This is a genomic window from Xanthobacter sp. BG11Y11_SDJG (assembly GCF_057364445.1).
The window spans coordinates 1-23370 of record NZ_JBNFNU010000026.1 but is presented as its reverse complement, the minus strand read 5'-3'; the positions used below and the strand labels follow the sequence as shown (position 1 = coordinate 23370).

General features: G+C 69.9%; 23 protein-coding genes and 4 pseudogenes. 12 read left to right on the top strand and 15 right to left on the bottom strand.

The window, feature by feature from the left end; genetic code table 11:
• The 4 genes and pseudogenes from AC2W7M_RS04750 to AC2W7M_RS04735 form a co-directional block, all read right to left on the bottom strand.
• A pseudogene (locus AC2W7M_RS04750) lies at positions 1–2110 on the bottom strand (translocation/assembly module TamB domain-containing protein); the annotation flags it as partial.
• Between the two features lie 8 nt (positions 2111–2118).
• Positions 2119–3090, bottom strand: a complete 972-nt coding sequence (locus AC2W7M_RS04745; protein WP_486130455.1) for an AsmA family protein — start codon at positions 3088–3090, stop codon at positions 2119–2121.
• The gene (locus AC2W7M_RS04740; RefSeq protein ID WP_486130454.1) at positions 3090–4988 is read right to left on the bottom strand and encodes an autotransporter assembly complex protein TamA; all 1899 of its coding nucleotides are present in this window, start codon (positions 4986–4988) and stop codon (positions 3090–3092) included. Before AC2W7M_RS04740 ends, AC2W7M_RS04745 begins: the two co-directional genes overlap by 1 nt.
• A gap of 266 nt (positions 4989–5254) precedes the next feature.
• On the bottom strand, positions 5255–6172 hold the full coding sequence (locus AC2W7M_RS04735; RefSeq protein WP_486130452.1) for a hydrogen peroxide-inducible genes activator: 918 nt from the start codon (positions 6170–6172) through the stop codon (positions 5255–5257).
• A 131-nt stretch (positions 6173–6303) separates the two neighbouring features.
• Between AC2W7M_RS04735 and AC2W7M_RS04730 the strand changes: the two genes are divergently transcribed.
• The 4 genes and pseudogenes from AC2W7M_RS04730 to AC2W7M_RS04715 all read left to right on the top strand — a co-directional run bounded on the left by AC2W7M_RS04730 (position 6304) and on the right by AC2W7M_RS04715 (position 8833).
• Positions 6304–6498, top strand: a complete 195-nt coding sequence (locus AC2W7M_RS04730) for a hypothetical protein (protein ID WP_486130450.1) — start codon at positions 6304–6306, stop codon at positions 6496–6498.
• A gap of 187 nt (positions 6499–6685) precedes the next feature.
• A complete protein-coding gene (locus AC2W7M_RS04725) occupies positions 6686–7672 on the top strand; it encodes a TerC family protein (RefSeq protein WP_486130448.1) in 987 nt (328 codons plus the stop codon).
• A gap of 5 nt (positions 7673–7677) precedes the next feature.
• A pseudogene (locus AC2W7M_RS04720) lies at positions 7678–8267 on the top strand (sodium-dependent bicarbonate transport family permease); the annotation flags it as partial.
• 41 nt (positions 8268–8308) lie between these two features.
• The gene (locus tag AC2W7M_RS04715; RefSeq protein ID WP_486130457.1) at positions 8309–8833 is read left to right on the top strand and encodes a sodium-dependent bicarbonate transport family permease; all 525 of its coding nucleotides are present in this window, start codon (positions 8309–8311) and stop codon (positions 8831–8833) included.
• 87 nt (positions 8834–8920) lie between these two features.
• On the opposite strand, the gene AC2W7M_RS04710 is transcribed toward AC2W7M_RS04715, so the two are convergent.
• Positions 8921–9739 (bottom strand): HesA/MoeB/ThiF family protein, encoded by an 819-nt coding sequence (locus AC2W7M_RS04710; RefSeq protein ID WP_486130447.1) that lies wholly within the window; start codon positions 9737–9739, stop codon positions 8921–8923.
• A 102-nt stretch (positions 9740–9841) separates the two neighbouring features.
• On the opposite strand from AC2W7M_RS04710, the gene AC2W7M_RS04705 reads away from it, so the two are divergent.
• Together AC2W7M_RS04705 and AC2W7M_RS04700 are read left to right on the top strand one after the other, a co-directional pair.
• The gene (locus AC2W7M_RS04705) at positions 9842–10024 is read left to right on the top strand and encodes a hypothetical protein (protein WP_486130445.1); all 183 of its coding nucleotides are present in this window, start codon (positions 9842–9844) and stop codon (positions 10022–10024) included.
• 40 nt (positions 10025–10064) lie between these two features.
• On the top strand, positions 10065–10223 hold the full coding sequence (locus AC2W7M_RS04700) for a four-helix bundle copper-binding protein (RefSeq protein WP_486130443.1): 159 nt from the start codon (positions 10065–10067) through the stop codon (positions 10221–10223).
• A 13-nt stretch (positions 10224–10236) separates the two neighbouring features.
• Here the strand turns inward: AC2W7M_RS04700 and AC2W7M_RS04695 are convergent, their stop codons facing one another.
• From AC2W7M_RS04695 to AC2W7M_RS04685, 3 genes are read right to left on the bottom strand one after another with little or no spacing between them, the layout of a single operon-like run.
• Positions 10237–10830 (bottom strand): DsbE family thiol:disulfide interchange protein, encoded by a 594-nt coding sequence (locus AC2W7M_RS04695; protein WP_486130441.1) that lies wholly within the window; start codon positions 10828–10830, stop codon positions 10237–10239.
• Positions 10827–11006, bottom strand: coding sequence for a heme exporter protein CcmD (gene ccmD, locus AC2W7M_RS04690; protein ID WP_486130439.1), 180 nt, complete (start codon positions 11004–11006; stop codon positions 10827–10829). Before ccmD ends, AC2W7M_RS04695 begins: the two co-directional genes overlap by 4 nt.
• 4 nt (positions 11007–11010) lie before the next feature.
• Positions 11011–11742, bottom strand: a complete 732-nt coding sequence (locus AC2W7M_RS04685; RefSeq protein ID WP_486130437.1) for a heme ABC transporter permease — start codon at positions 11740–11742, stop codon at positions 11011–11013.
• A gap of 153 nt (positions 11743–11895) precedes the next feature.
• Here AC2W7M_RS04685 and AC2W7M_RS04680 point away from each other — a divergent pair, with 153 nt between their 5' ends.
• Entirely contained in the window at positions 11896–12381 is a 486-nt protein-coding gene (locus AC2W7M_RS04680) for a DUF1579 domain-containing protein (protein ID WP_486130435.1), read from the top strand.
• 41 nt (positions 12382–12422) lie between these two features.
• On the opposite strand, the gene AC2W7M_RS04675 is transcribed toward AC2W7M_RS04680, so the two are convergent.
• From AC2W7M_RS04675 to ccmA, 3 genes are all read right to left on the bottom strand, one after another.
• The gene (locus AC2W7M_RS04675; RefSeq protein WP_486130433.1) at positions 12423–12989 is read right to left on the bottom strand and encodes a carboxymuconolactone decarboxylase family protein; all 567 of its coding nucleotides are present in this window, start codon (positions 12987–12989) and stop codon (positions 12423–12425) included.
• 100 nt (positions 12990–13089) lie between these two features.
• A complete protein-coding gene (gene ccmB, locus AC2W7M_RS04670) occupies positions 13090–13761 on the bottom strand; it encodes a heme exporter protein CcmB (protein ID WP_486130431.1) in 672 nt (223 codons plus the stop codon).
• Positions 13758–14411 (bottom strand): heme ABC exporter ATP-binding protein CcmA, encoded by a 654-nt coding sequence (gene ccmA / locus AC2W7M_RS04665; RefSeq protein ID WP_486130429.1) that lies wholly within the window; start codon positions 14409–14411, stop codon positions 13758–13760. Before ccmA ends, ccmB begins: the two co-directional genes overlap by 4 nt.
• Positions 14412–14579: 168 nt before the next feature.
• Between ccmA and acnA the strand changes: the two are divergent.
• The 3 genes and pseudogenes from acnA (at position 14580) to AC2W7M_RS04650 (ending at position 19141) form a co-directional block, all read left to right on the top strand.
• A pseudogene (gene acnA / locus AC2W7M_RS04660) lies at positions 14580–17274 on the top strand (aconitate hydratase AcnA).
• Positions 17275–17556: 282 nt separating this feature from the next.
• Complete coding sequence (locus AC2W7M_RS04655) at positions 17557–18342, top strand: DUF1223 domain-containing protein (RefSeq protein WP_486130427.1); 786 nt, start codon at positions 17557–17559, stop codon at positions 18340–18342.
• 409 nt (positions 18343–18751) lie between these two features.
• The gene (locus AC2W7M_RS04650) at positions 18752–19141 is read left to right on the top strand and encodes a DUF2794 domain-containing protein (RefSeq protein WP_486130426.1); all 390 of its coding nucleotides are present in this window, start codon (positions 18752–18754) and stop codon (positions 19139–19141) included.
• A 356-nt stretch (positions 19142–19497) separates the two neighbouring features.
• On the opposite strand, the pseudogene irrA reads toward AC2W7M_RS04650, so the two are convergent.
• Positions 19498–20013 (bottom strand): annotated as a pseudogene (gene irrA, locus AC2W7M_RS04645) (iron response transcriptional regulator IrrA); the annotation flags it as partial.
• 319 nt (positions 20014–20332) lie between these two features.
• On the opposite strand from irrA, the gene AC2W7M_RS04640 reads away from it, so the two are divergent.
• A complete protein-coding gene (locus AC2W7M_RS04640; protein ID WP_486130424.1) occupies positions 20333–20830 on the top strand; it encodes a disulfide bond formation protein B in 498 nt (165 codons plus the stop codon).
• Positions 20831–20843: 13 nt separating this feature from the next.
• Here AC2W7M_RS04640 and AC2W7M_RS04635 read toward each other — a convergent pair whose 3' ends face one another.
• The 3 genes from AC2W7M_RS04635 to AC2W7M_RS04625 all read right to left on the bottom strand — a co-directional run bounded on the left by AC2W7M_RS04635 (position 20844) and on the right by AC2W7M_RS04625 (position 22828).
• Positions 20844–21401 (bottom strand): HNH endonuclease, encoded by a 558-nt coding sequence (locus AC2W7M_RS04635; protein WP_486130422.1) that lies wholly within the window; start codon positions 21399–21401, stop codon positions 20844–20846.
• A gap of 77 nt (positions 21402–21478) precedes the next feature.
• A complete protein-coding gene (locus AC2W7M_RS04630; protein WP_486130420.1) occupies positions 21479–22156 on the bottom strand; it encodes an alpha/beta hydrolase in 678 nt (225 codons plus the stop codon).
• Positions 22157–22177: 21 nt separating this feature from the next.
• Complete coding sequence (locus tag AC2W7M_RS04625; protein WP_486130418.1) at positions 22178–22828, bottom strand: DNA-3-methyladenine glycosylase family protein; 651 nt, start codon at positions 22826–22828, stop codon at positions 22178–22180.
• 108 nt (positions 22829–22936) lie between these two features.
• Between AC2W7M_RS04625 and AC2W7M_RS04620 the strand changes: the two genes are divergently transcribed.
• Positions 22937–23370: glutamate--tRNA ligase family protein (locus AC2W7M_RS04620; protein WP_486130417.1), on the top strand; the 434-nt coding region annotated here is incomplete at its 3' end.

Genomic DNA, 23370 nt, shown 5'->3' with positions numbered 1-23370 from the left:
CGTGCCCCGCACCGTTGCGTCCAGGGCGACGCGGCCGCGCACCTGCATTCCCGACGTGGCGAGCATGGGGTTGGCCACCGCAAGGTCGATGGCTCCGCGGATGGCAAGGTCCAACTCGCCCGCGCCCAGCGGCGCCGAGCCGGACAGGGTCACGCCCTGCAGGTGCGGCCCGGTGAGCCTCGCCTGGGTGGTCACCGTCCCCCGCCGAGGCGGCCTCGGCGCGGATGTCCAGGGGGCCGAGGCCGCCGGAGGCGAGATCCGGCGTGCTGGCACGGGCAACCTCAAGGCTGTAGCTGCCCGAAGGCGCGTCGGCCGCGCCGGTGATGCGCGCGGTGCCCGACAGGGTGCCGGAGAGGCCGAGGCCCGGCGTCGCCAACTCGGCAAGGGACAGGGGGAGGGTGCGCAGGTCCACCTGAAGGTCGAGCTGCGGGCCCGCCGTTCCGGAGATCGTGGCGCTGCCGCCGCGTGCGGCGAGCGCCAGCCGGTCGATGGTCAGCGCGCTGCCGGACCAGGTGAGGTTGGCCGGCGCCGCGTTGGCAAGGCTTGATCCGCCGCGCGCGAGGCTGAGCCGGTCCAGGCGCAGGGCGACGTCCGTCGCGCCGGGAGTGAGACGGCCGGAAAGCGTGACCGCCGCCCCATCGGCCACGGCATCGAGGGCGAGGCTGGTGCCGGAGGCGCCGGGCTCCGCCTTCAGGCTGGCGCGCGGGATATCGACGCCGCCCGCAGTCACGTTCTGGAGGTTGACCGTCCCCGTGACGCCGGGCAGGCCGAGCGCATCGGTGACGACGGCGTCGATCTGCGCGCCGCCCACCCTCTGGCCGGCGGCCGACAGGTTGGCGGCCTCCGCCTTCACGGCCACGTTCTGCTTGCCGCCTTCTGCCGACAGCCGCACGTCGGCGTCGAGCGTGCCGGCCAGCTCCGTCAAAGCGAGGGGAGAGAGGTCGGCGAGGTTGCCGGCCTTGATGGCGAGCGCGCCTGCCATGAGGCCTGCGCCGTCCACGTCCAGGTTGCCCTTCGCCGAGACCGAGCCGACGCCGATCACGAGGTCCTTCAGCTGCCGGGCGCCGTCGGCCAGCGTCGCGAAGGCGCCCGAACCGCTGGCGGGCTTGCCGGCCACGAGGCCGTCGAGGGTGAACGACGCCTTGGGCGCGCCGGTGAGATCGGCGCCGGTCAAGGCGAGGCTCAGATTCTCCAGCTTCTGCGTCATGGCCGTGCCGGAAGGCAGGGACAGGCGGGCGGTAAGACCGAGATCATCGAGCCGGCCCGAAAAGGCCGCCTCGCCCGTCACCGCGCCGGAGACCCTGGGGTCCAGCTTGGCGAGGTCCGACAGAGCGAGCTTCGCCTTCAGGTCCGCCACCGTCCGCGACAAGGTGCCCTCGGCCTCCACCGTCAGATCGGGGGCGGTGAAGGCGAAGCGGTCGACGCGGATGGCGTCCGACCCGTCGCGCGCCAGCTTGGCATTGAGCGTGGTGGCGCCGCCCAGGAGCCCGTCCACGGCGGGAATCCGGGTCGAGATGCCCTGCGTTGCGCCCTGAAGGTCGATGTCGGCCCGGGCAAGATCGCCCGAAGCCTTCACCTTCGCCTCCAGCACCGCCGTTCCGGCGAGCGGCCGTCCGGCCAGGGGGGAGAAGGCGGCGAGGTCCAGCTTCTCCAGCTTCACCGTACCGTCCACTGCCTCGTGCGAGGCGATGCCATCGAAACGCGCGGCAAGGGCGGCGAGCGCGACCGTCACGGCCCGCACCGCGGGCTCGGCGTCCCTCGGTCGCGTGCCGGAGACGGTGAAGGTGGCGCGCTCGCCCAGCGCCTGCGCCACCGTCGCGTCGGTGGCGGAGAGGCCATCGGCCGCGCCGTCGAGCGAGAAGAACAGGGTCTGCGCGGCATCGGGCGTGGTTGCCGCATCGATCGTCAGCGTGCCGACGCCATAGCCCGCGCCCTTGAGGTCCACGGCGCTGATCCGGGCCGCGAGGGTCGGGGCGGCGAGCGCGCCCTTGAGGGTGCCGTCGAGACCCACCGACGTCCAGCCGATGCCGGGCGCCAGCGCCGCGAAGCGCGCGGCGTCCCCCGCTGTGACACCGAAGGCAAGGTCTGCGGTCCTGGCGGCCGGGTCCATATGCCCTTTCACCTGCGCGCCGAAGCCGGCGGCCGCACGGCGGCGGTCTCGATCGCGATCCGCCCTGCGCCGTCCACCGTGACGGTGGCGGCCAGCTCCGTGCGCCCCTCCAGCACAGGCGCAATGGCGGCCGGGAGAGCCCGTGCCACATCGGCCTCCATGGCGACGGTGACGCGCCGAGCGCCGTCCACGGCCCGAACGCCGGCGGTTCCGTTGACCTGGGCCACATCGCCGGCGACGACGCTGAGACGCCCGTCCCAGCGATCGAGGGGGCCGGAGCCCTTCAGCGTCGCGGTGAGCGCCGGCAGCCCCGTGAGGCCGGCGGCGCGGGCGACGAGGCCGCCGGGCGGCTCCTCGGCGGCCACGTCCAGGTCCAGGTGCGACATCTCGGGGGCATAACGAAGCCGGCCGGTGATGCTGCCGGGCTCATCCTGGCGCTTGAGGTCGAAGCTGGCGGACAGGCCCCGCTCCAGGGACAGCGCTTCGGCGGACGCGCTCAGCGACAACGTGGCGGCCTGCCCGACCACCGGCGCGCCGATGCTGATCTCATCGATGGCGAGCCGGCCGATGCGCACCGGCAAGGCGAAGCTCCCGCCTTGCCCGGACGCGGCCTCCTCGGACCGGGGCAGTTCCGGCAGCCGGTCAAGCGCGAGGCGCGCCGCGCCGACACTCTCGACATCCAACGTGCCCGCAAGCAGGGCGAGCGGCCGCCAGGCGAGATGCAGCCCGTCCAGCTGCGCGACCGGCCCCTTGGCGTCCGCAACCTTCACCGTGGCGACCGACATGTCCGACGGGATGAATCCGCCGAGGCCGGAAATCTCGACCGTGAGCCCGCCGGAGGAGGCCAGCGCCGAGGCGACCCGCGCCAGAAGGACCTTGACCGGCCCGGTCTGGACGGCGCCGAAGAGGACCGCGGCAAGCCCCACCACGCAGAACAGCGCGACGGCGAGCCCCTTGGCGATGGTGCGCGCGACCCCCATCAGAAGGCCTGCCCCAGGCCGACATAGATCCCGAACTCCCCGTCATCGGGGCCGGGATTGAGCGGCACGGCGAAATCGACGCGCAGCGGGCCGATGGCGGTGTAATAGCGCAAGCCGATGCCGGCCGAATATTTCATGTCGTTGAAGTCCGGGTAGTCCTCGGCGAAGGCCGAGCCCATGTCGAAGAAGGGCACGATGCCGATGGTGTCGGTGATCTTGATGCGCATCTCCGCCGAGGCCTCGAAGAAGGAGAGCCCGCCGATGATCTGGCCCAACGCGTTGCGCGGGCTGGCCGACTGATAGTCGAAGCCGCGCAGCGACCCGCCGCCGCCCACGAAAAAACGGCGCTGGGACGGCACGTCATAGAGGTCGCCCACCCCGAACAGGCTGCCGGCGGCGACGCGCCCGGCGAGGATGAAGCGCTTGTCCTCGTCGAACGCGTGATAGGCGGCGAGGGAGGCTTTCATCATCACCGGCCCGGCGCCGCTTTCGCCCAGAACGGCGAACGGCTCCACCGTGGCCGAGGCGCGGATGCCCTTCGTGGGATCGAGGGGGGTATCGGTGGAGTCCCACACCGCGTTCACGGGCACGCCGAACACGGTGTCGTCCCGCGTGCCGGTGGTGTCCTCGGTCTGGCCGTCCGAGAAGTCGAGGCCCACCTGCAAAGTGAGGTCGTCGTCGAAGCGATGGCGCACGCCGATGAGAGCCGTCACGCCCTCGAACACAAAGGCGTTGGTCACCTCGCGCAGGATGGCAGCGTTGGCGACGAGGTCTTCCCGCGCGGTGAAGATGCCCGGCTTCACGAAGCTCGCGGCGAGCTTGTAGCCGAAGGGATCGGCGGTGGGCACGGCGTCCGGCGCCTGGCCGAACCACGAGACGGCGGCATCAAGGCGCAGCGTCTCGCCGCCGCCAAACAGGTTGCGATGGCCCCAGTAGGCGTCGACGGACGAGCCGTCGGTGCTGGAATACTTGGCCGAGAAGCCCACATAGCGCGGCTCGCGCGGGCGCACCTCGATGGCGAGGGGCAGGCTGCCGTCCGGGTCCAGCCGCTCGCCCTCGTCGATGCGGACGCTGGCGATGGACTGATAGGTGAGCAGCCGGCGGCGCAGGCTGGCGATGCGCTCCGGCGAATAGAGGGTGCCCGGCGCGATGTCCACGCGCGCCTCGATGAAGCCCGGCGGAAGGAAGTCGGCCCCCGTGACCGTGACGCGCCCGAACGTGGCGATGGGTCCTGGCGCCACCAGAAGCGTCACGTTGAGGGTGTTGGTGGCATGGTCCGCCACCACGTCCTTGCCGGCGATGCGGGCGAAGGGGTGGCCGCGCCGGCGCCAGAAGTCCACGAGCACCGTCTCCGCGCGGGCCACCCGGCCGCGCGCGGGCGCTCTCGCCCGGCTCCAGGCCCAGCCTGCGCAGGGTCGGCCCGTCGGCAGCGGCCGGCGGGTTTCGGCGTCGAGGACGCGGATATCGCCGAAGACGAAGGGCGGCCCCGGATCCACCAGGATGCTCACCGGCACGGGACCGCGCCGGCGCGCCGCCTCCACGATCTCGAAAATGGCGGGCGCGTCGGGCGCGGCCCCCGCCACGAGGATCCGCAGGCTGCCGCCGTAGCGCGCTTCCAGATAGAGCGCGCCGGTGATGCGGTCGAAATCGGAGAGCGCGCGGCGGATGAGGCCGGCGGCGCCGGACGGGGGGCGATCCTTGAGGCGCTCCAAATTGGAGGCCTGGATGACGGCGTTTCGGATGGCGCCGTCATCTCCCTTTACTTCGATGTCGAGGGTGTAGGGTGTCGGATCGACAACGGGCGGCAGGCCGGCAGCAGGGTTGGGATTGAAAATCTCGGAGATCGACTTGAAAATGTCACCATCTTGGGCCGAAGACGTCGTCGCGCCCAGCAGCAACGCCAGGCACGTGAAAAGTATTGGACGCAGCGAACCACGAATTTGAATTTTGAATCGTCTCACAAATCCAACTCTGGACCATCCATTTCCCTAAGGGCATGGGTCAAAGAATTCAGAACCCCACCAGGAATGATCCTACACAGATTGGCAAGGGGGCGCCAGATGGACTGGCACTGCAGCGTTAACCGGATACTGCCGCCGGAGGCAGACCCCGCAGCACACGGGGCGCGCGCTTTGCCGGCGACATGGAGGTGTCCCGGCGCGGTTCAGCCGGAAGTCAGGCCGAGAGCGGCGCTGGTTGCTTCGCTTTCGCGTGCCAGTTGCTCGAACTGGGCCGCCCGCCCGCTGCCGGCGCGCCAGAAATAGCCCATGTCGCGGCTGGCGGGCCAGCCGTCCAGCGTGAGCAAAGCGATGTCGTCCTCGACGCGGAACTCCGAGCGCGCATAGAGCTCGGGAAACAGAGACATGCCCATGCCCATGACGACCATCTGGCGCAACGCGTCGAGGCTGGTGCCCTCGTAGTCCTCGCGCATGTCGGCGCCGCAGGCGGCGGCGAGCTCGCGCACCCGCTCGAACAGGTGATGGCCGCGGCCGAGCGTGAGCAGCCGCTCGCCGCGCAGCGCCTGCGGATCCACATGCGCGCCGGCCAGCGGATGATCCTTCGGAACGCCGAGGAAGATGGTTTCGCGGCACAGCCGGCGGAAGGTGACGGCATGGCCGGTCTCCGGGGCCGGCCCAAGCCCGCAATCGAGCGCGCCGGCGACCACGTCCCGCAGGATGACCGCCGGCCGCTCCTCCTTGATGTAGATCTGCAGCGCCGGGTACGTCGCGTGCAGCGTCGGCAGAAGGTTGGGCAGGAAATAGGGCCCGAAGGTCGGCGCCACGCCGAGCCGGATCAGCCCGCCCAGATTGCGCGTGCTCCCCGCCGCCACCGTAACGATGTCGTCGAGCGTCAGCAGCACGTGGCGCGCCGCCTCGATCACCTGCGCCCCCACCGGCGTCGGCTGCACGCGCCCGGGCGTGCGGTCGAACAGAGTGGCGCCGAGCTGCGCCTCCAGCTGGGCAATCTGGACCGAGAGCGTCGGCTGCGAGACATGGCAGCGCCGCGCTGCGGCGCCGAAATGGCCGGTCTCGGCGAGCGCCACGGCATATTCGAGCTGGCGGTGGGACGGGCGGAAGGCCATCGCGATAGCTTTTCTTAATCGTCAATATTGAAACTATGCATTAGAACTATCAGGCCGTCCACGGCATCCTCTCCCCGTCGAAAGGAGGTTGACGTGGATCAGTTCCTCAAGTCCCTGACCGCGCGTGACAAATGCTCGCCCTCGAACTGGCGGCGGAGCGCCGGCGCGACGATCCCGACGGCGAGCGCCTTCTGGCGCTGAAGCGGACGAAGCGTCAGATCGGCATCTCGATCGACTATATCCGCCGCGAGGGACGCCAGATCGCCGAGGTGATGGTGGTGCGCAAGCGCCGTCTCGCCGGTCTCAAGCTTTCGCCGCTGCGCTGACCGCCGACCGGCCGGCCATCCCGTTGTGACGCCGAGGTCCGGGCCCCTCTGACGGCGCCAGCCGCCATGTCGGTCCTCCCCCACCGACCCTCCGGGCGAACGTCCGGCGCAGCGGTCCGACGCGCATGCGTGCGCTGCGGACCCGCCTGCGCGCGCGTCGTCGTCGGAGACCCGAACCGAGGACCCCATGGACACACTGATATCGCTACTGACCGCCGAGACGGTCGGCAAACCGCTCTGGATCTGGCTGAGCTTCCTCACCATCGTCTTCGTGCTGCTCGCCTTCGACCTTGGCGTGCTCAACAAGAGCAACAGGGAGCTCGGCATCGGCGAAAGCCTCAAGCTCTCGGCCTTCTACATCGCCGTCGCCGTCGCCTTCGGCGGCTGGGTCTGGTATGCGATGGGACCGGACGCCAGCATGCAGTATTTCACCGGCTATGCGATCGAGAAGGCGCTCTCGATCGACAACGTCTTCGTCATCTCGCTGATCTTCAGCTACTTCGCGATCCCCCGCATCTACCAGTACCGGGCGCTGGTCTGGGGCATCATCGCCGTGCTCGTGCTGCGCGGCATCATGATCGGCGTCGGCGCGGCCCTGGTCCAGAACTATGACTGGGTGCTGCTGCTGTTCGGTGCATTCCTGGTCGTCACCGGGATTAAGATGCTCGTGGCCCGGGAAGCGGACGCCGACGTCTCGAGCAATCCGGTGTTGCGCCTGCTCTCCCGCGTGTTCCGCGTGACGCCCCAACTGCACGGCCAGCGCTTCTTCGTGCGCCAGCCGCACCCCGTCACCGGCAAGACCGTCCTGTGGGTGACGCCGCTGTTCCTGGCGCTGGTGGTCATCAACATCGCCGACCTCGTCTTCGCGGTCGACTCGGTGCCGGCCATCTTCGCCATCACGACCGACACCTACATCGTCTTCACTGCCAACATCATGGCGGTTCTCGGCCTGCGCGCCCTCTACTTCGCGCTGGCGGCGATGGTCCACCGCTTCGAATACCTGAAATACGCTTTGGCGCTCGTGCTGGTGTTCATCGGCGGCAAGATCTTCTGGAACCACTTCTACGGCAAGCTCGACCCCGCCATCTCCCTGGGCGTGACCCTCGCCATGATCGCGGGCGGGGTCGCCTACTCGCTCTGGAAGACCCGCCGGAGCGAAGCCGGCGCCCATTGACCCTGATGGCCGGCGGCCATCCGCCGGCCCATCGCCCCGACGAACAGCGGCCGCCCGGCACAGCGGGTGAGGCGCGCTTGCCGAGAGCCGGGCCGGCCGCCGCGCATCCGCGGCGCCGCGCCCGGCTCCGGATTGTCTGCCTGCCTGCAGCTTCGCCGCTGCGTCCTCGCCCGTGCCCGTGGAGACCGCCCATGTCGATTGCCAGCGCCGCCCTCCTGTCTCCACCGGTCTTGTGCTTCGGCCTCGGCGCTCTCGCGTATGCGCTGCGCAGCAACCTGCGAATTCCGGCGCCCGTGTTCGAGGCCGTGTCCATCTATCTGCTGCTGGCCATCGGCCTGAAGGGCGGGGCGGAGCTGGCCGAGACGCGCTGGTCGGACTTCGCCGCGCCGGCGGCCGCGGCCTCGCCCTCGGCCTGCTCATTCCGCTCTGGTGCTTTTTCGCGCTGCGCCGGCTCGCCGGGTTCGGGGTGGCGGACGCGGCGTCGCTCGCGGCCCATTACGGCTCGGTCTCTGCGGTGACCTTCATCGCCGTGATCAACTATCTCGAACGCGCGGGCACGCCGCACGAGGGCTTCATGACGGCGATCCTCGCCTTGATGGAAGCGCCGGCCATCGTCGTCGCACTCCTGCTCGCGCGCTGTGCCGGCGCACCGCGGCGGGGGACGCCGGGCCCGGCCTCGGCGCGGCGCTGCGCGAGGTCCTGTCCGCCAAGAGCTTCCTGCTGCTGGTCGGCGGCCTCGTCATCGGCGGGCTCATCGGCAAGACCGGCCTGGCCCCGGTGCGGCCCTTCTTCGGCGATCTCTTCCTCGGCTTTCTGTGCCTGTTTCTGCTGGAACTCGGCATCGTCGCCGCCAAGCAGGCGGATGAGGCCTGGCGGGCGGGAGGGCGGCTGCTGGTCTTCGCCATTGCCGCTCCGCTGCTGAACGGATCGCTCGGCCTTCTTGCCGGCCATCTGGCGGGGCTGTCGGAGGGCGGCGCGGTGGTCCTGGCGACGCTGGCGGCCAGCGCGTCCTACATCGCCGCGCCCGCGGCGGTCCGGCTCGCGCTGCCCGAGGCGAATGCCGCCTATTCGCTGGCGGCGAGCCTCGCGATCACCTTCCCCTTCAACGTGGTGATCGGCATTCCGCTCTATGGCGCGCTTGCGGCGCGCCTTTACGGCTAGAAGCCCTGCGGGGCCTTCGGGCGGCCGGCGGTGCCGCCGCGCGGGCTCTCAGAGCGATCCATCGACGCCCCGCGACCTCGACGGCTCTCACGCCGCATCGCCCCGCCGATGCCCCGACAGATCGGTGATCCGCACGCGCTCCCCGGTCAGCGGATTGTCCGGGTCCCAGCCGTAGCTCAGGGTCTCGAAGCGCATGGACCGGGCGTCGATCATCAGCAGGCGCCCGACCAGCCCCTCGCCGAAGCCGACGATGGCGCGGATCGCCTCCAGCGCGGCGAGGGAGCCGGCGGTGCCGGCGAGCGCGCCCAGCACCCCCGCCTCGGCGCAGGGGGCGACCGTGCCGGGCGGCGGCGGCTCCGGGAACAGGCAGCGATAGGTGGGGTTCGGCGTGCCGTCCGGCGCGCGCTCGTGCGCGCGCACGGTGGTGAGGGTGGCATCGAAGGTGCCGAGCGCCGCCGTCACCAGCGTCCTGCGCGCCAGAACGCAGGCGTCGGACACCAGATAGCGGGTGGCGAAATTGTCCGAGCCGTCCACCACCACGTCCACGCCGGCGATCAGGTCGAGCGCGTTGTCGGCGGAAAGCCGCGAGTGGTGCGTCTCCAGCGCCACATGGGGGTTGAGCGCGGCGACGGCGTCGCGGGCGCTGTCCACCTTCGGGCGGCCGATGTCGGGCGTGCGGTGGATCACCTGGCGCTGGAGGTTGGAGAGCGACACCACGTCGTCCTCGACGAGGACGATGCGCCCGACGCCCGCCGCCGCCAGATACAGAAGTGCCGGCGCGCCGAGGCCGCCCGCGCCCACCACCAGGACGCTGGCCGCCTTGAGCTTCTGCTGGCCGGGCCCGCCCACGTCGTGCAGCACGATGTGGCGGGCGTAGCGTTCGATCTCTTCGGTGGAGAAGGCCATAAGGGCTCATTAGCCCTTCGGCGGGATTTCGTCACCCCGGCGGGAACCAGGTCCGCGCCGGCGGCATTTCTCCTGTGACAGACACGCCGGAGACCCTGCGACATGCACCGCATCGCCATCGATTTCTCGCGCCGCGCCGACGTTCCTGCCACCTTCCTCCTGGACGATGCGGTTAAGTCCGGCCGCGCCGTCGACCTGCTGCTCGACTGCGCGCGCGCCTGCGCCGACGGCGCGCCGACATGGAGACGGGCCGCTCGGCCATCGAGCCGGAGCGCCTGCGCCTGATGCTGGCCTGCGCCGAGACCTGCCGCGCGGCGGCCATGTGATGATCCTGGGCGTGCCCCATCACATTGAATTGTGCGAGGCCGCGGCCGGCCTGTGCGAGGCCTGCATCGCCGCCTGCGACGCGGACGAGGATGCCGAGGAGTGCGTTGCCGCCTGCCGCGCCTGCGCCGAGGCGTGCCGCAACCTCGCCGTCCACTGAGCGAGCGGCCCGCTTATTGGGCCGCGAGCTTCTCGATCAGCGGCTGGAGGGTGGTCGTCACCGCCTCCGGCGTCAGCGGACCGACGAACTTGTGGGCGATGGTGCCGTCCTTGGCGAGCACGAAGGTCTCGGGCACGCCATAGACGCCCCACTCGATGGCCGCGCGGCCGTTCGGGTCCACCCCCACCGCCTCGTAGGGCATGCCGTATTGGCCGAGGAAGCGCCGCGCGTTTTCGGGCGCGTCCTTGTAGTTCAGCCCGACGAGGCGCAGGCGCGGGTCCTGCGCCAGCTTCATCAGCAGCGGATGCTCTTCGCGGCACGGCCCGCACCAGGAGGCCCAGACGTTCACCAGCGTCGGCTTGCCGGCGAGCGCCGCGGTGTCGATGCCGGGCACGCTCACGCCGGCCTTGCGCAGGTCCGGCAGCGCCGGCAGCGTCATGGCCGGGGCCTTGCGGCCAACCAGCACCGACGGCACGCGGGAAGGGTCGCCGCCGGTCTCCAGGCGCGTCAGGAACAGGCCGGCCAGCGCCAGGAAGATCACCAGCGGCAGCAGCACCAGCCACGCGCGACGGCGCGGCGCCGGTGCGGCCGGGTTGGGCTCGCTCACGGGGCTGGCTCCTCGATCTTTGAGGCCGTGCTGGAGCGGCGGCGCACCCCGCGCGCCTCCAGCTCGGCCAAAGCGCGCTTCTGCGCGGCATTGTCGATCAGCATCCAGGCCGCAAGCAGCCCGAGGCCGAGGATGGAGACCGCATAGGACGCGGCGATGAAGGTGAAATGCTCCATGGCCTCAGCCCATGGCCTCGGCGGCGGCGCGCGCCTCCAGCACCTCCACCCGCCGGCGCAGGATTTCGGTGCGCATGGCGACGAGGTGCAGCGTCACGAACAGAAGCGAGAAGCCGAGCGCGCAGGTGAGCAGCGGCCAGAGCAGGCTGGCGTCGATGGTGGACCCGCCCATGCGGAACACCGAGGCCGGCTGGTGCAGCGTGTTCCACCAGTCCACCGAGAACTTGACGATGGGGATGTTGATGACCCCCACCAGGGTCAGGACCGCCGCCGCGCGGCCCGCGCGGCTTGGATCGTCGATGGCGGCGCGCAGCGCCATCACGCCGAGATAGAGCAGCAGCAGCACCAGCATGGAGGTGAGGCGCGCATCCCACACCCAATAGGTGCCCCACATGGGCCGGCCCCAAAGGGCGCCGGTGACGAGGCACAGGGCCGCGAAGGTGGCGCCGATGGGCGCCGCGGCCTTGTGCGCCACGTCCGCCAGCGGATGGCGCCAGACCAGGACGCCGAGCGAGGACACGGCCATCAGGGTATAGGCGAACATGGCGAGCCACGCGAACGGCACGTGGATGTACATGATCTTGACCGTCTCGCCCTGCTGATAGTCGGCCGGAGCGTTGAAGGCGAGCCAGAAGCCGATGGCGAGCACGAGCGCGCTTGCCGCCGCGAGCCACGGCAGCAGGCGGCTGGAATAGGCCAGGAAGCGCGTCGGGTTCGCCAGATCGAGGATCGCCATGCCGTCTTTCTAGACCATCTCCATTCGCCAGGGGAGCGCCCCTCGCGCGCCATTTACCCGCAGGATGAACCGCGGACCGGGGCGCAACAGGATCCGCGTTGCCCGCCGGCCGGCAAGGCCTCATCTTCCCCAGCGGCATAAGGGAGAACGCCGATGTATGAGGAACCCGTCAAGGAACATCAGTGGCTCAGAGGCCTGATCGGGGACTGGACCTTCGAGGGCGAGTGCATCATGGGACCGGACCAGCCGCCGAACCGCGTGAGCGGGTCGGAGACGGTACGGGCGCTCGGCGAGCGGTGGGTGATCTGCGAGAGCACCACGCCCATGCCGGAGCCAGACACGGGGACCGCCACCAACCTTTTGTCCATCGGCTACGACCCGGCGAAGGGCAAGTTCATCGGCACCTTCATGTCGTCGGCCATGAATTCGCTGTGGGTCTATGAGGGCACGCTGGACGCCGGCGGCACGGTGCTGACCCTCAACACCGAAGGCCCGTCCATGACCGGCGAGGGCCGCGCCCGCTACCAGGACATCGTCGAGCTGACGCCGTCGGGCGAGCGGCGCTTCTCCTCACGCATCGAGATGCCCGACGGCGAGTGGGTGACCTTCATGACGTCGACCTACGTCAAGGCGGCATGAGCCGGCGCCAAGACAGCGCAGGCGCGGCGCGGGCGCGGCACTCACTCCTTCTCCGGCACCGGCACGTTGAAGCCGTTGAGGATCATGGAGACGTGGCAATAGAGCGCGATGAGGTAGATCAGCTCCGCCGCGCCCGCCTCCTCGAAGGTCTCCACCGCCCGGCGATAGAGCAGCTCCGGCAGCGGTCCACCATTGAGCAGCGCGTGGGTGACGTCGTAGGCCACCGCCTCCGCATGGGTGAGGTCCGCCGGACGGCTGCCGCCGACGATGCCGGCGATCTTGTCGTCGGACAGGCCCTTGGCCTCGGCCACCGCCACATGGGCGTAAAGTTCGTAGGCGCTGTCGAACTTCGCGCCGGTGACCAGGATCGCCACCTCGCGCACGGTGCGCGGCAGGCCCGGCGCCTCGGACATGGCCTTCACCAGGTCCCACACCGGGGCGCCGTACTTGGGAAAGCGCAGCCAGGGATTCCACGGCCCCATCAGCGCGCCGCTCTCGTCGATCACCTTGAAGGCGTTGAAATTGGCGCGGATGCCCTTGGCCATGTCGTCATAGAGCGGCTTCTGGGCCTCGGAAAGGGCCTTGGGCGAGAGCAGCGGCAGGCGCATGGAATGGGTCCCCCTGGATGACACGCGCCGGGCGCGACGATCTGCCCCGGCGTCACGCCATAAGAGACGATGTTCGTGACGTCTTTTCCAGCGCGTCCGCTCACCCCCGCGCGGCGCGCAGCGCCGCCGCCGCCGCCACCGGGCCGAGCACCAGCGAGAACAGAGCGAGGCCCAGCAGCACCCGGAACGGGGTGCCGAACGGCACCGGTCCGGTCACCGCCGACGTGGTCGCCGACACCGCGAAGATCAGCACCGGGATGGCGAGCGGGATCACCAGCACCGCGATCAGCAGCCCGCCGCGCCGGAACGCGCCCGCGAACGCCGCGCCGATCAGGCCGAGGAAGGTTACGGCCGGCGTGCCCACCAGCAAAGTCGCCACGACGGCGGCGATGGCGGCCGGCTCCAGGTTCAGCATCAGCGCCAGCACCGGGGCGGCGATCACCAGAGGCAGTCCGGTGGCGAGCCAGTGGGCGAGGCCCTTGGCGGCGGCCACCAGTTCCAGCGGAAGCGCGGACAAGGTGAGGTTGTCGAACGAGCCATCCTCCACGTCGCCGGTGAACAGGCGCTCCAGGCCGATGAGGCTGGCGAGCAGCGCGCCGATCCACAGGATCGCCGGGCCGATGCGGGCGAGGAGCGCCAGGTCCGGCCCGACCGCGAACGGCACCACCGTGATGACGCACAGAAAGAACACGACGCCGAGCCCCGCCCCGCCGCCGGCGCCGAGCGAGAGCGCGAGATCGCGCTTGAGGATCGCCAGGAAGGCGCGGGTCATGGGCGCAGCTCCGGCGCCTTTGTCTCCGGTGCGGTCCCCCTCCCCAGCCGCAATTCCTCGCCCGCGCCGAGGTCGAGCGGCGTATGGGTGGCGGCCACCAGGATGCCGCCTTGGCCAAGATGGGCGCGGGCGAAGCCGGCGAACATCTGCTGCGCCGCGGCATCGAGCGCGGTGGTGGGCTCGTCCAGGATCCAGACCGGCCGGCGCGACGCCAGAAGCCGCGCCATGGCGAGGCGCCGCTTCTGCCCGGCGGAGAGCACCCCGGCCCTGAGTCGCGACAGGCCGCCGAGCCCCACCGCCTCCAGCGCCTCGCCGACGCCAAGGCCGGTCTCGCCCAGCACGGCGCGCCAGAAGGCGAGGTTGGCGTGGACCGTCAGCGCGCCCTTCACCGCGTCCTCATGCCCGAGATAGTGCACGCATTCAGCGAGCGGCGCCTCGCCTGCGCCCTCCAGGCGCACCGTGCCCTCGGTGGCGGCCAGCAGGCCCGCGAGGATGCGCAGCAGCGAGGACTTGCCGGTGCCGTTCGGCCCCGTGACGACAAGCGGCACGCCCGCGCGTGCGCTAAGGGAGAGACCCGCAAACAGCAGCTTCAGCCCGCGCTGGCAGGCGAGGCCCTCGCCTGTGAGGCAGGTCAGGGATTTTTCCGTCACGAGCCCTGCTTTCGCTGCATTGCACTTTGCCCGTTCTTATCGCATGACCACGGTTTGAAATGGCTCTATAAAGCGGCTGAACCGCACCGTCCAAGGTGGTGGGGTGCCTCCCTCCCCAACCCTTAGGCGATCCGCGTCGGTCGATCATCGAACCGGAGTGAACGCGCCGTGACTTCTCTCGACAGCTTCCAGTGCCGCAAGACCCTTCAGGTGGACGACAAGGACTACGTCTACTACGACCTGGAAGCGGCCGAGAAGAACGGGCTTCCCGGCGTCTCCCGCCTGCCCTTCTCCATGAAGGTGCTGCTGGAAAACCTGCTGCGCTTCGAGGACGGCCGCTCGGTCACCAAGGCGGACATCCTCTCGGTCGCCGACTGGCTGAACAACCGGGGCAAGGCGGAGAAGGAGATCGCCTACCGCCCGGCCCGCGTCCTCATGCAGGACTTCACCGGCGTGCCCGCCGTGGTGGACCTTGCCGCCATGCGCGATGCCATGGTGGCGCTGGGCGGCGACCCGGAGCGCATCAACCCGCTGGTGCCCGTCGACCTCGTCATCGACCATTCGGTGATCGTCAACTTCTTCGGCGACAATTCCGCGTTCAAGAAGAACGTGGATGAGGAGTACAAGCAGAACCAGGAGCGCTACCGCTTCCTGAAGTGGGGCCAGAACGCGTTCGACAATTTCCGCGTGGTCCCGCCCGGCACCGGCATCTGCCACCAGGTGAACCTCGAATACCTCGCCCAGACGGTCTGGACCCGCAAGGAAGAGATCAACGGCAAGAAGGTCGAGGTGGCCTATCCCGACACCCTGGTGGGCACCGATTCGCACACCACCATGGTGAACGGCCTCGGCGTGCTCGGTTGGGGCGTGGGCGGCATCGAGGCCGAGGCGGCCATGCTCGGCCAGCCCATCTCCATGCTCATCCCCGAGGTGATCGGCTTCAAGCTGGACGGCAAGCTGAAGGAAGGCATCACCGCCACCGACCTGGTGCTCACCGTCACCCAGATGCTGCGCAAGAAGGGCGTGGTGGGCAAGTTCGTGGAATTCTACGGCCGGGCCTCGAGCACCTGTCGCTGGCCGACCGCGCCACCATCGCCAACATGGCCCCCGAATACGGCGCCACCTGCGGCTTCTTCCCGGTGGACCGCGAGACCATCGACTATCTGGAGGAGACCGGCCGCAAGGACAGCCGCGTCGCGCTGGTGGAAAAATATTCCAAGGCGCAGGGCATGTGGCGCAAGAAGGACACCCCGGACCCGGTGTTCACCGACACGCTGGAGCTGGACCTCGACACCGTGCTGCCGTCCATGGCCGGCCCCAAGCGCCCGCAGGACCGGGTGCTGCTCTCCGAGAGCAAGACCGGCTTCCTGGCCGCGCTCGAAGGCGAGTTCAAGAAGCCCGGCGAGGCGGACAAGCGCGTGCCCGTCACCGGCGCCGACTACACGCTCGGCCATGGCGACGTGGTGATCGCCGCCATCACCTCCTGCACCAACACCTCCAACCCCTCGGTGCTGATGGCCGCGGGCCTGCTCGCCAAGGCGGCGGCGAAGAAGGGCCTGAAGTCCAAGCCGTGGGTGAAGACCTCGCTCGCGCCCGGCTCCCAGGTGGTGGAAGGCTATCTGAAGGATTCCGGCCTGCAGGAATATCTCGACGACCTCGGCTTCAACCTGGTGGGCTTCGGCTGCACCACCTGCATCGGCAATTCCGGCCCGCTGCCGGAGCCGATCTCCGAGGCGATCAACAAGAATGACCTCGTGGCCGGCGCCGTGATCTCCGGCAACCGCAATTTCGAGGGCCGCGTGAACCCGGACGTGAAGGCGAACTATCTCGCCTCCCCGCCTTTGGTGGTGGCCTATGCGCTGGCCGGCTCGCTCCAGGTGGACCTCACCACCGAGCCGCTCGGCACCGACAAGGATGGCAACCCGGTCTATCTCAAGGACATCTGGCCCTCCAACAAGGAAGTGGCCCAGTACATCCGCGAGAACGTCACCAAGAAGATGTTCAAGGAAAAGTATTCCGACGTCTTCAAGGGTGACGAGAACTGGCAGAAGATCGCGGTCCCCACCGGCCAGACCTATGCCTGGCAGGATGCCTCCACCTATGTGCAGAACCCGCCCTACTTCGTCGGCATGACGAAGGAGCCGGAGCCGGTGAAGGACATCATCGACGCCCGCATCATGGGGCTGTTCCTCGATTCCATCACCACCGACCACATCTCGCCGCCGGCTCCATCAAGCAGGCGTCCCCGGCCGGCCAGTATTTGATCGAGCACCAGGTGCGGCCGATCGACTTCAACCAGTACGGCACCCGCCGCGGCAACCACGAGGTGATGATGCGCGGCACGTTTGCCAACATCCGCATCAAGAACCAGATGGTGCCGGGGGTCGAAGGCGGCGTGACCATCCACTATCCGGACGGCGCACAGATGCCGATCTACGACGCGGCCATGCAGTACAAGGCCGAGGGCGTGCCGCTGGTGGTGTTCGCCGGCAAGGAATATGGCACCGGTTCTTCGCGCGACTGGGCGGCCAAGGGCACCAAGCTGCTCGGCGTCCGCGCCGTGATCGCGCAGTCGTTCGAGCGCATCCACCGCTCGAACCTGGTCGGCATGGGCATCGTGCCGCTGGTGTTCAAGGAAGGCGAGAGCTGGCAGACGCTCGGCATCACGGGCGACGAGATCGTCACCCTGAAGGGTATCGAGGGCGACCTCAAGCCGCGCCAGACCCTGACGGCGGAGATCACCTTCGCCGACGGCACCGTGAAGAACGTCGACCTCATCTGCCGTATCGATACGCTGGATGAGCTGGACTACTTCCGCAACGGCGGCATCCTGCCCTACGTGCTGCGCTCGCTCGCGGCCTGAGGCGGGCTGGCCATCACCTCAGGGGCGGGGGCGCGACGCCTCCGCCCCTTTTTCTTGGCGCGACCGTTCGCTCGCCGGGATGCGAAGCGGCGGGCGGCGCCGCTCACGGCATCGTCAGGCGCCGGTCGGCGCGCCGGGCTTGCGGGGCCACCGAACTTGCAGGCGCGCCGCCGGGAACGGTTTCAATGCACCTCTGGCTGCACCTGAATGTGACTGGTTCCGCCTCCTCGGCTCCGTTATCCCCTTTCCACCCGCCCACCTCGAACCCGCGCGATCGTCTACATGCTCCACAAGCCTGCCTTCCCGCTCGCGCTGGCCGCCCTCCTCGTCCTCGGGGGCGCGGCGATGGCCCAGGGCACGGGCCAGCCGGCGACCGGCCAGAGCCCACAGGCCAAGGCTGCGAGCCCGCAGAAGGTGGTGGTGGAATTGTTCACCAGCCAGGGCTGCGCCTCCTGCCCGCCGGCGGACGCGCTGATCGCGGAGCTGGCCAAGGACCCGCAGGTGATCGCCCTGTCGCTGGCGGTGGACTATTGGGACTATATCGGCTGGAAGGACACCCTCGCTTTGCACGGCCATTCGCTGCGCCAGAAGGCTTATGCGGAGATGCGGCCGGACCGGAAGGTCTATACCCCCCAGGTGGTGGTGGATGGCCAGTTCGCGGCCAAGGGCAGCGACCGGGCGGCGGTGCATCGTGCGGTGCTGGCGGCGCGCGGCGCGGCGGCGCAGCCGAAGGTGTCGCTGGGCGTGGAACGCGCGGGCGACGCCATCGAGGTGCGGATCGGCGCGGTTGAGGAGCCCGTCGCCGCGATGGTGTGGGCTTGTCCGGTAAGCACCAGCCAGCAGGTCGCCATCGGCCGCGGCGAGAATGGCGGGCGCAACGCCACTTATTCCAACGTGGTGCGCGGCTGGGTTCGTCTCGGCAATTGGGACGGGCGAAGCCTGGCGCTGCAAGTGCCGCTCGCCGAGCTGCGGCGCGACGGTGTGGATGCGGTCGCCATCCTGGTGCAGGCCGGCGCGGTCGACGCCCCAGGCCGCATCCTCGGCGCCGCCATGGTGCCGCTGAACTAGAGCTTTCCGCCCTTCGCTCTGCCGCTCATTCAGCCCTTCGCCATGCGCGGGCGGGCCGAGCGGCACCGCAAAAAAAGAGGCCGCCTTTCGGCGGCCTTCGGGGTCTGGATAGAATGGGTGCGTAGCAGTGGCCGGCTCGCGCGCGCCCCGGGGGCTGGGGGGCTGGGATAGGTCGGAGCGCCTCGCGAACCGGCCCTGCTACGGGTATGAAGATCGCCCAGCCCGTAGGCGTGCGATTGTCCGAATTCCGGCGAGACTGTGATTCCATTGACGTTGGCGTGATCCCGCGCGGATCAAGCGGGCGCAGCCGGCTACGGAATGTCCTTGAAAGCGCCCGGCCGCGCGGCAATCATGACCATCCGTGCGCGCCTGCGTCGATCTTGAGAACGCGCCGGGGACAGGAGGCCCGATGGGAGACGTCGAACCCATACGAAACCTGGATCCAGCCGGCCAGAGCCGCCGGGCCGCCCTTGGGGTGGCGGCCCCGGCAGCCGCTCCGGCGCCGGTGCGCGTCACCTTCGACCGCCGGGAGCTGGACCGCATCCTCGACCTCTACGGCCGCATGGTGGCGCTCGGCGAATGGCGCGACTACGCCATCGATTTCACCCGCGACAAGGCGGTGTTCTCCATCTTCCGCCGCGCGCTCGACGTGCCGCTCTACCGCATCGAGAAGGACCCGCGTCTCGCCCGGCGGCAGGGTGCCTATGCGGTGGTGTCGCAGACGGGGCTGATCCTGAAGCGGGGTCAAGAATTGCCGCGCGTGCTCGCGGTGCTGGAGAAGCCGCTGCGGACGATCTGAAGCCGGTGATGTGAAGCCGGTGAGTTGAAGCCGACCTTGCCGCGCGCACATCGGCGGCGGACGCCGCCTGGGCGCGCGACAGCCCGGCCGGGCTCGGCTTTCATGCGGACTTGGCTTCATCAGGACAAAGTGGGGCCGGGCAAACTTTTGCGGGGCATGGCTTGGCCCGGCAACGGGCTCCGGCTGGATTGGCAATGCGCCCGAGCCACGCGGATGCGGTTATGACGCCGGTGAGATCAACCGTCTTGCCGCCGCCGCCCCGGGGAGCCAGGCCAGGCTGACATCGTCCCGGGCAGGCAGCGACGCACCCGGCGCGGGCGCGGACGCCCGCGTGCCGCTTCAGGATTTCGGGGATTGCGGCGCAGCCGCACCACCACGTCCACCCGCGCCACCTCGTAACCCTCGGGCGCCTCGGGCAGCCGGTCCACGCCCACCTGCTGGGCGGGAATGTCGAGCAGCTCGTTGTGGCCTTCGAGGTAGAAATGGTGGTGATCGGAGGCGTTGGTGTCGAAATAGGTCTTCGAGCCGTCCACCGCCACCTCGCGCAGGAGGTCGACTTCGGTGAACTGGTGCAGCGTGTTGTAGACGGTGGCCAGCGAAACCGGGAAACGGGCCTTGATGGCCTCCTCATGGAGGATTTCCGCGGTCACGTGCCGGTCGCCCTTGGCGAACAGCAGCCAGCCGAGCGCCAGCCGCTGGCGGGTGGGACGCAGCCCCACCTCGCGCAGCATCTCGCGCACGTCATGGAAAGGACAGCCCGTGCGGCGTGCGGTGGAAATGTCGCGCAATTGCGCCACCGGCAGCACGTGGTCCTCGGCAGCCTCGTTCCCCGAGACGATGGGGGAGCCGAAGGCGGTTCGGAATCGGGGCATCTCGCTCATGGGTCTACAATCTTCGCAGCTACCACTAAAATATGCCGCCGAAGGCGAAGCGCAATGCGAATGCCTCCGAAGACCAAGTCCGTTTATACCGGATCGCAGACCTCAATTCCATACCTGCGGCTGTTACGATAATAAGTCTAAAGTGCATCGTCGGCCGGAGCGCGGCCGCGCCCGTCACATACCGCCGCATCACGCCGCATTGACCGGCCGCGCCCCGCCCGGACCGTGGACGCGGCAGCGGGCGCGCGCTATGGCGGCGCTCGGAGGCGGACCGCGACGCCCGCCCGGATCGCTCAGAAGGACCGCGCCCTTGGGCTTCACCGGCAATTCCTCTCAAGCTGCGCTGCTCGTGGCCGCAGGATCGGCCCTCGCGCTGGCGTCCGCCTGGTATTTCCAGCTGGTGGTGGGGCTCGCCCCCTGCCCGCTCTGCCTCGACCAGCGCATTCCCTATTATGTGGGCGTGCCGCTGGCGCTCGTCGCCTTCGGCGCGGCGCAGACCGGCCGAACGGGCACGGCGCGGGTCCTCATGGGCGTGCTGTTCCTGCTGATGCTCGCCAATGTGGGCCTCGCCAGCTTCCATGCCGGCGTCGAATGGCGCTTCTGGCCCGGCCCCACCTCCTGCACCGGCGCCCCCGCCGCCGCCACGGGCAGCATCCTCGACGCCATCAAGGGCGCCCGCGTGCCGCGCTGCGACGAGGCGGCGTGGCGTCTGTTCGGCCTCTCCATGGCGGGCTGGAACGCGCTGATCGCGGCGGCGCTCGCCGCCGTGGCGCTCGGCGGCGCGACATCAGGCCGCAAGGGCGCGTGAGCGCAGGCGGGGCTCAGGGGTCGAGTTCGGTATCCCAGTAGAGATAATCGAGCCAGCTCTCGTGCAGGTAATTGGGCGGGAAGTGGCGCCCGTTCTGATGCAGGTCCTGCACCGTGGGCTGGAACGGCATCTGCGCCGGCCACATCCCCACGTCGCCCGGCATGTGGCCGCCCTTGCGCAGATTGCAGGGGGAGCAGGCAGCGACCACGTTTTCCCAGGTGGTCTGGCCGCCGCGGGAGCGCGGGATCAGGTGATCGAAGGTGAGGTCGTCGCGCGAGCCGCAATACTGGCAGGTGAAGCGGTCGCGCAGGAAGACGTTGAACCGGGTAAAGGCCGGGTGACGCGTGGGCTTTACGAAGGTTCTGAGCGAGACCACGCTCGGCAGCCGGATCTCGAAGCCCGGACTTCGTACCGCCTTGTCGTAGTATTCGACGATGTTCACCCGGTCCAGGAACACCGCCTTAATGGCATCCTGCCAGCACCAGACGGACAGCGGGTAATAGCTCAAGGGACGGTAGTCCGCGTTGAGCACGAGTGCTGGCCAAGCCCCTGGTGACAATGCCGTGGTCAAGGACGGAACTCCTCGCCTCGCCGCACCGAATCACGACACCCGGGTCCGGTGCGCCGCGATACTCTATATGGACAGTGTCATTCTTGTGAAGCACGCCGCGCGCCGCTTCCCAAAGCGTGTGCGAGGAACGCCCCGGACTGGAAAAGACCCGCCTCGTCAATACCGTGCCCCAGGTCCGGGCACATGTGCCACTCCACCGGCGCGCCGGCCGCGGCCAGTGCCTGCGCGCTCGCGAACATGGCCGAGACCGGGATCAGCTCGTCCTGCGCCCCATGCACCAGGAGCAGCGGCGGCGGGCGGTCGATCGCCTCGGGCGGGTCCTGGAGCCGGGCCCACAGGCCCGAGCATCCCACCACCGCCGCCGGTCGCGCGCCCCCTTCCACCGTCGCCGCATGGAGCGCCATCATCGCCCCCTGGCTGAAGCCGAGCAGCGCGAGGCGAGACGCCGGAAGGCGGAGCGCCGCCAGTTCGCGATCGAGGAAAGCGCGCAGCGTCGGCCAGGCGGCCGCGGTGCCGCGGGCCAGTTCGTGCGGATCGCGGAAGGTGAGCGGGAACCATTGCCGCCCCACCGGCGCCTCGGCGCACGGCTCCGGCGCGTGGGGCGCCACGAAGGCGGCACCCGGCAGCAGTTCGGCGAACGCGGCCCCGATGTCGATCAGGTCGCGCCCGTCCGCGCCATAGCCGTGCAGCAGCACCACCAGAGCGTCGGCGGTGCCGGAGCGCGGCGCGAGGCGGGGACCGTCGAGCAAAGCCATGGGGACATCCGGGCAGGAGGATCAGGCGGGGGCACCGAGGCGGGCCCGGCGCGCGCCATAATAGGCCCACAGGAGATGCGCCGCCACGCCGCGCAGCGGCCGCCAGTCCTCGGCGATGGCGAACAGGCCGAGGTCCGAGCACCGGCCCGGCAGGCCGAGCGCCTCACCCGCCGCGACCTTCAGCGCCAGGTCGCCCGCAGGGAACGCATCGCCCCGCCCGAGGCAGAACAGCAGGTAGATGTCGGCGGTCCACAGGCCGATGCCCGGCAGGCGGGTGAGATAGGCGGCGGCGGCGTCCGCCGCCATGTCGTCCACATGGGAAAGGTCCACCGTGCCCGCCGCAAGAGCGCCGGCGATGCCGCGCAGGGTGCGGATCTTCGGCGCCGAGAGCCCGGCGGCGCGCAAATCGTCGTCTGAAGCCGCGAGGAGCCCGTCGGCGGCGATGGTGCCGCCGAGCCGCGCCTCCAGCCGCGCGGTGATGGAGCGCGCCGCCGCCACCGAGAGCTGCTGCGCCACGACGATGGCGGCGAGCCCGGCAAATCCCGGCGCCCGGCGCCGCAGCGCGGGGCGTCCCGCCTCGGCGACCAGAGGCGCGAGCCGCGGATCGAGATCGAGGAGCGCATCGAGCGCCCGCTCGAAGGTCGGCTGGTCGGAAAGGATCGGCTCCGTCATGGCCTCGTCCCGCCTGATGCCGCCCCGTGAGGGGCGCCGATGGAAATGCTATGGCTCGCCGCGAGCATCGCGCCGCCGCGCGCGCCGCGCAAAGGGGAGCCGCGCACCGTGGAGACGCCGGACGCCGACCGAGCAGCGAAGCCCCGGCCCGGACGCTTCGTCTGCCGCTTCGCGCCCAGTCCCAACGGGCCGTTGCATCTGGGCCATGCCTTCTCCGCGCTGGTCAATCACGATGCCGCCCGCCGCGCGGGCGGCAGATTCCTGGTGCGGATGGAGGACATCGATCTCACCCGGTGTCGACCCGAATTCGCCGCCGCCATCCTCGACGACCTCGCCTTTCTCGGCGCGCCGCCGGATGCGCCGCCGCGCCGGCAGTCGGCTCACATGGCGGACTATGCCGCGGCGCTGGCGCGGCTCGAGGCCATGGGCCTCGTCTATCCCGCCTTCGAGAGCCGGGCCGAGATCGCCCGCGCCCGTGGCCGAGCGGGGAAGCCGCCGGGGCGCCTCTGGCGCGCGTCCGGACGGGGTGGCGCTGGCTCCCG

Bases quoted from the DNA above. Each gene is read 5' to 3' on its own strand.
- AC2W7M_RS04745 (WP_486130455.1), bottom strand. From the start codon at position 3,090: ATGGGGGTCGCGCGCACCATCGCCAAGGGGCTCGCCGTCGCGCTGTTC.
- AC2W7M_RS04735 (WP_486130452.1), bottom strand. From the start codon at position 6,172: ATGGCCTTCCGCCCGTCCCACCGCCAGCTCGAATATGCCGTGGCGCTC.
- AC2W7M_RS04730 (WP_486130450.1), top strand. From the start codon at position 6,304: ATGCTCGCCCTCGAACTGGCGGCGGAGCGCCGGCGCGACGATCCCGAC.
- AC2W7M_RS04725 (WP_486130448.1), top strand. From the start codon at position 6,686: ATGGACACACTGATATCGCTACTGACCGCCGAGACGGTCGGCAAACCG.
- AC2W7M_RS04710 (WP_486130447.1), bottom strand. From the start codon at position 9,739: ATGGCCTTCTCCACCGAAGAGATCGAACGCTACGCCCGCCACATCGTG.
- AC2W7M_RS04705 (WP_486130445.1), top strand. From the start codon at position 9,842: ATGCACCGCATCGCCATCGATTTCTCGCGCCGCGCCGACGTTCCTGCC.
- AC2W7M_RS04700 (WP_486130443.1), top strand. From the start codon at position 10,065: ATGATCCTGGGCGTGCCCCATCACATTGAATTGTGCGAGGCCGCGGCC.
- ccmD (WP_486130439.1), bottom strand. From the start codon at position 11,006: ATGGAGCATTTCACCTTCATCGCCGCGTCCTATGCGGTCTCCATCCTC.
- AC2W7M_RS04685 (WP_486130437.1), bottom strand. From the start codon at position 11,742: ATGGCGATCCTCGATCTGGCGAACCCGACGCGCTTCCTGGCCTATTCC.
- AC2W7M_RS04680 (WP_486130435.1), top strand. From the start codon at position 11,896: ATGTATGAGGAACCCGTCAAGGAACATCAGTGGCTCAGAGGCCTGATC.
- AC2W7M_RS04675 (WP_486130433.1), bottom strand. From the start codon at position 12,989: ATGCGCCTGCCGCTGCTCTCGCCCAAGGCCCTTTCCGAGGCCCAGAAG.
- ccmB (WP_486130431.1), bottom strand. From the start codon at position 13,761: ATGACCCGCGCCTTCCTGGCGATCCTCAAGCGCGATCTCGCGCTCTCG.
- AC2W7M_RS04655 (WP_486130427.1), top strand. From the start codon at position 17,557: ATGCTCCACAAGCCTGCCTTCCCGCTCGCGCTGGCCGCCCTCCTCGTC.
- AC2W7M_RS04650 (WP_486130426.1), top strand. From the start codon at position 18,752: ATGGGAGACGTCGAACCCATACGAAACCTGGATCCAGCCGGCCAGAGC.
- AC2W7M_RS04630 (WP_486130420.1), bottom strand. From the start codon at position 22,156: ATGGCTTTGCTCGACGGTCCCCGCCTCGCGCCGCGCTCCGGCACCGCC.
- AC2W7M_RS04625 (WP_486130418.1), bottom strand. From the start codon at position 22,828: ATGACGGAGCCGATCCTTTCCGACCAGCCGACCTTCGAGCGGGCGCTC.